This window comes from Streptococcus intestinihominis, from assembly GCF_046824975.1.
GTDB lineage: Bacteria > Bacillota > Bacilli > Lactobacillales > Streptococcaceae > Streptococcus.
The window spans coordinates 14,566-19,648 of sequence record NZ_JBKQBL010000009.1; the positions used below are offsets into that span (position 1 = coordinate 14,566).

At 36.9% G+C, this 5,083-nt stretch carries 6 protein-coding genes; all 6 read left to right on the forward strand.

Translation table 11 applies throughout. From position 1 onward, the window contains the following. Positions 1 to 390, forward strand: a 390-nt coding sequence (locus tag ACLOR3_RS10430) for an ATP-binding protein (RefSeq protein WP_412037213.1), incomplete at its 5' end; no start/stop codon positions are given. Between the two features lie 12 nt (positions 391 to 402). Further along, positions 403 to 2,319, forward strand: a complete 1,917-nt coding sequence (locus ACLOR3_RS10435; protein ID WP_411400741.1) for a conjugal transfer protein — start codon at positions 403 to 405, stop codon at positions 2,317 to 2,319. Next, on the forward strand, positions 2,309 to 2,533 hold the full coding sequence (locus tag ACLOR3_RS10440; RefSeq protein WP_411400743.1) for a hypothetical protein: 225 nt from the start codon (positions 2,309 to 2,311) through the stop codon (positions 2,531 to 2,533). The genes ACLOR3_RS10435 and ACLOR3_RS10440 overlap by 11 nt, the downstream gene beginning before the upstream one ends. 16 nt (positions 2,534 to 2,549) lie before the next feature. Further along, entirely contained in the window at positions 2,550 to 3,656 is a 1,107-nt protein-coding gene (locus tag ACLOR3_RS10445) for a CHAP domain-containing protein (RefSeq protein ID WP_411400745.1), read from the forward strand. 15 nt (positions 3,657 to 3,671) lie between these two features. After that, on the forward strand, positions 3,672 to 3,857 hold the full coding sequence (locus ACLOR3_RS10450) for a DUF3173 domain-containing protein (RefSeq protein ID WP_002908784.1): 186 nt from the start codon (positions 3,672 to 3,674) through the stop codon (positions 3,855 to 3,857). Between the two features lies 1 nt (position 3,858). Continuing rightward, positions 3,859 to 4,989 (forward strand): site-specific integrase, encoded by a 1,131-nt coding sequence (locus ACLOR3_RS10455; protein ID WP_411400748.1) that lies wholly within the window; start codon positions 3,859 to 3,861, stop codon positions 4,987 to 4,989. The last annotated feature ends 94 nt before the right edge of the window (positions 4,990 to 5,083 follow it).

Genomic DNA, 5,083 nt, shown 5'->3' on the forward strand with positions numbered 1-5,083 from the left:
GAAGCCTGGATTTTGATGAAGTCTGCCGAAGGAAAAGCGGTTATCAAAAATATGCGCCGGATTGGACGCTCTAAAAATAATACGCTTGCCCTTATTACTCAGTCTGTGCATGATGCAGAAAATGATGATGATACAACAGGTTTTGGGACAATCTTTGCCTTTTATGAAAAATCAGAAAGAGAAGATATATTGAAACACGTCAATCTGGAAGTCACCGAAAGTAATCTAGAATGGATTGATAATATGATCTCAGGTCAATGCCTTTATTCTGATGTCTACGGCAATCTCAATATGATTTCTGTTCACAACATTTTTGAAGATATTGATATGCTTCTAAAACCAATGAAAGCTACAGTATCGTCAAGTCTTGAAAATAAATATGCTAGTTAAGGAGGTGAATCCATGCAAGAAGCTTTTGAGAAATTAAGAGGAGTCGATATCTTCTCTCTCAAGTCCTATATGGAAAAAACTGAATTCGGATCTTTCAATGGGGCTTGGGTCTTAATTAACGAACTCTTCGTCAACTTCTTCTTTTTCATTCTCAATGCGGTAGTTGGTTTCTTCTCTCTCTTAATTCGTGTATTAGAAAGTGTTGATTTATACTCTGCGTATAAGAACTACGTCTATAAAGGAGCTAGTAAAATCTGGAATGGCTTCACCGGTTCCACACATGGTGGAATTACAAGTGGTTCCTTGGTTTCTATTTTGTTATTAGGACTTGCCTTTTATCTCTTCTACCAGTATTTCTTCTCAAAAGGAAGTTTCACAAGAACTATGATTCATGTCTGTATGGTGATACTTCTTGGCTTTAGTTACTTTGGGACCATTGCTGGAACATCTGGAGGTCTCTATTTACTAGATACCATCAACTCCGTTTCAAAAGATGTCTCTTCCAAAATTTCAAACATCGAGATTAACTATGGAAAAGAGAAATCCCTCAAAGTTGGGGAAACAATGGCAGATAACTATATCGCAGAAACATCTTATAAGGCCTATGTCTTTGTCAATACGGGTCAGGAAAATGGGAAATACAAGAATAGTCAAGATGGAAAAGAAGAAACTTTTGACGATAGTCAAGTTCTAGGAACGGGTGACAAGAATGGAAACTTTAAACCTGTAAAAGCCAAAACTCGTATAGACTATTTAGACAAAATGGGAGATGGTGCTAACGAAGATTCAGAAGAAAACCGTTGGGTATCGGCTATGCCAGACTTCATCTTCATTCGCATGTTCTATGTCATCTTTAAAATTGTAGAGGCCTTTGTCTTAGCCATCCCCGTTATCTTGATTCAGCTCTTAAATGTCCTAGCTCAACTCTTAGTCCTCATGATGATTCTGCTCTTTCCGATTGTCCTTCTCGTATCCTTCATTCCTCGAATGCAAGATCTGATTTTCGGAGTTTTAAAAGTCATGTTTGGAGGTCTAGCTTTTCCAGCAATTACAAGTCTTTTAACTCTTCTCATCTTTTACATCGAAAAGCTCTTAGAAAATTTAGTTACCAGTGGCTTTGATAAAGTTTTAAAAACTCTGCCTTCTCTTATACTCTTCGGCCTTGTCTTTAAACTCCTAGTATCGGTTGTTTCTAAAGGCACTATTTATATTCTCATGTGGAAGTACAAGGCAGAATTGATACAATTCATTTTAGGATCCAAAGCCCGCATGATGGCAAGTGATCTTGGAAATCGAATGGATCACGGAATGACTCGAACGAAAGAGATTGCCTCTCAAGTTCCAACTCGCAGTCTTTCAAGTGCTCAACACTTAGGAAATTTCGCCTTAGCTGGAGCAGGGATTGGAGCAGGAATGGTCATGCATTCTAAAGATCACTTCCAACAAGTCGGTTCTTTCTTTACTCAGAAAGACACGATGCCAGAAGATGAATTCGAGCCAGATATTCCGACTGAAACACCTCTTAAACAAGAGAGCACAATAGCTCCTAAAATTAAAACAGAGAATAAGAGTGAGAGCACGCCTACTTCAAAAGAATCAAATCTACAAGAAAGAAAGCCCGAACAGCCTAGCGGAAAAGTGGAAATACCTACTCAAGCTGATCGACCTTCTACTACAGAAGATGAATTCCATACACTAAAAGAAGAATGGATTTCCCCATTTAAACAACACCGAATCAATTCACTGGAACGTGAACTAGATAAATACAAAGATCCGAAAGCAATGTATAAAGCTCAAGGATCCAATGCCTTTACCCGTGCCTATCGAAAGACTATGACACGAGATGATAAATTACGAACAAATATTGAACGAAGAAACAAACTAACAGAACGACTCAATCAATTGAGAGGAGAATACAATGAATATTAGAATTCACTCAAGAATATCTTTTCCAAGGATTCTTGAAGAGACTCTTTTTCAAGCTTACCAAGAAGGGAAACGCTCAGTCGATTTCCTTCTTTTATTTCCTGTCAAAGAACGTGAAAAAGACTCTATACTGGATCAAGTCAAAGCTCATTCTGTCGTACTAGATGCCAAGTGGCGCTTTGGGACAGTGCTATTCACAGCTTATATCAAACACTAACTAGAAAGGAGGTCCTATGAAGAAATTAAAATGGTTTTTACTGGCTGGGTTAATTCCTATTATTCTACCCTTTTTTCTTATTATCATTCTTGCGGTTGCCACAGCAGGAAGTCCAACTGGAGGATCTGGGGTAGATGGAGCCACTTATGCGGAACACTGGTCCTCTGGAGATCCTTATACGCATAATCTATTAGTTCATCGATATGGCATTACAGCAGCTCAACTAGACGGCTTTTTAGACACTTTAGGGATCTCCTATGATAAGAATCGGATTAACGGGAAAAAACTCCTAGAATGGGAGGCCAAATCCAATCTAGATGTCCGAGGTATTGTGGCAATTGCCTTAAATGAAAGCTCACTCGGAACTGCTGGTGTCGCAACAAACCCTGGAGCCAATATGTTCGGCTATGGAGCATTTGATTCAAATCCTGAGAATGCCAACAATTTCAATGATGAGGTTGCCGTAGTTGCCTTAACCCAACAGACGATTATTGGAAATAAGAATGAAACCTTCAAAATTCAAGATGATAAGGCTCAAAAATATGCGAATGGTTCTTTGAATCAGACAGTCGATGGAGGAGTTTATTTTACAGATACTACAGGCTCTGGCAAGCGTCGAGCTGAAACGATGAGAAAGCTAGATCAGTTTATCGATGAACATGGTGGAACACCGAAAGCACCGATCCAATTAACTGGAAAAACTCGAGATGGAGGAGGAGTTACTTCAAATGATATTCCGGTAGGATATAGTCTTACAAAAGCTATCGATACAAACGGATATATCACTAGCACCTATCCATGGGGAGAATGTACTTGGTATGTCTTTAACCGTGGAAAACAAGTCGGAGTTAACTTCGATCCATTCATGGGAAATGGTGGCCAATGGATGAATAAGCCAGGCTTTACTACAACCCATACACCAACTGAACACTCTGCTCTATCATTTAGTCCTGGACAAGCTGGAGCTAATCCAATATACGGGCATATTGCCTTTGTGGAGCAAGTCAAATCAGATGGGTCAATTCTTGTCTCAGAATGTAATGTCAAGGGACTTGGAGTGATTAGTTATCGAACCTTTGACGGACAAACAGCAAAACAATTTACCTATGTATTAGGACACTAGAAAGGAGAATTAATAATGATAAATAATACGATATCACAAAAAGATTTGATTGAAATGGGGTATAAGCAATATACAGCTATGCAGATTATCCACCAAGCAAGGAAATTGATGGTTAACAAAGGTTATAGTTTTTACGATCGAAAACGTTTGATGGTTGTGCCTAAAAGTGCAGTCTCAGAAGTATTGGGAGTGGAGTTGTAGTATGGCAAGTATTAGATATTTAAAACGAGGTAAAAAGAATCTTTGGACCTATACTATAAGGGATGAAACAAGTAAGACAATTGCTTATAAAAGTGGCTTTGAAACAAAGAAAAAAGCTCAAATAGAAGCAGAAAAATTGTTAAGAAAGTTGAATCGTGGATACAGTCTTGATGGTAAAATGACACTTTACCAGCTATATCAAGAGTGGCTTAATTTAAAAATACTACCTAGTAAACGCAGTCAAACGACAAAAAAGAAGTACATTTTAAGAAAAGAAGTCATTAGAAAATTATTTGGAGAGACTCCTGTTTCGCAAATAAAACCTAGTAAATATCAACGTATCATGAATGATTATGGTAAAACTGTAACACGAAACACATTAAGTAGACTTCATACGAGTATTCAAGAATGCATTAAAACGGCACAAGCAGATAAAGTTTTTCTAGAAGATTTTACTTATTTTGCGGAATTATTTTCATCAAAAGAGTCTCAGGCTATAGAGGATAAGTATATCCATAGTGAGAAAGATTTTAACACTATCATTAACTATTTTAAGCAAAAAATGGATTATAGAAGATCGGTAGTTCCTTTTGTAATTTATATGCTTTTTAAAACAGGTATGAGGTTTGGAGAATTAATCGCTTTAACCTGGGATGATGTAGAATTTGATGAAAAAGTAATTAAAACATACAGACGATACAATACGACGATTTGTCAATTTGTTCCACCCAAAAATAAAACATCTATTCGGAGTATTCCGATAGGTGAAGAAGAGCTTGAAGTACTGAAATTGTTGCAGAAGGAACAAGAAGTAGTGAATACAGATCTTGGAATTATCAATAGTGAAAACTTTGTTTTTCAACATTATGGTTATGTTCAAGAAATTCCTAATATTGCAACAGTTAATAAAGCATTAAAGAAGACTTTGACTGAATTAGAGATTACACCAATTATTACTACAAAAGGCACAAGGCATACTTATGGTAGCTATTTGTGGCATAATCAAATTGATTTGGGAGTAATTGCAAAAATTCTAGGGCATAAAGATATTTCAATGTTAGTAGAAGTATATGGTCATACACTACAAGAGAAGATCAATGAAGAATTTGATAACGTTAGAAAACTTTTGTAATTATTTGGTACAAATTTTGGTACAAAAAACAAAATGACAAACAAAAAAGCCTGATATATCAGGCTTCCTGTTGATTTATTGGATGCCCCCTGCA

Coding starts and splice junctions, on each gene's coding strand:
- ACLOR3_RS10435 (WP_411400741.1), top strand. CDS start 403: ATGCAAGAAGCTTTTGAGAAATTAAGAGGAGTCGATATCTTCTCTCTC.
- ACLOR3_RS10440 (WP_411400743.1), top strand. CDS start 2,309: ATGAATATTAGAATTCACTCAAGAATATCTTTTCCAAGGATTCTTGAA.
- ACLOR3_RS10445 (WP_411400745.1), top strand. CDS start 2,550: ATGAAGAAATTAAAATGGTTTTTACTGGCTGGGTTAATTCCTATTATT.
- ACLOR3_RS10450 (WP_002908784.1), top strand. CDS start 3,672: ATGATAAATAATACGATATCACAAAAAGATTTGATTGAAATGGGGTAT.
- ACLOR3_RS10455 (WP_411400748.1), top strand. CDS start 3,859: ATGGCAAGTATTAGATATTTAAAACGAGGTAAAAAGAATCTTTGGACC.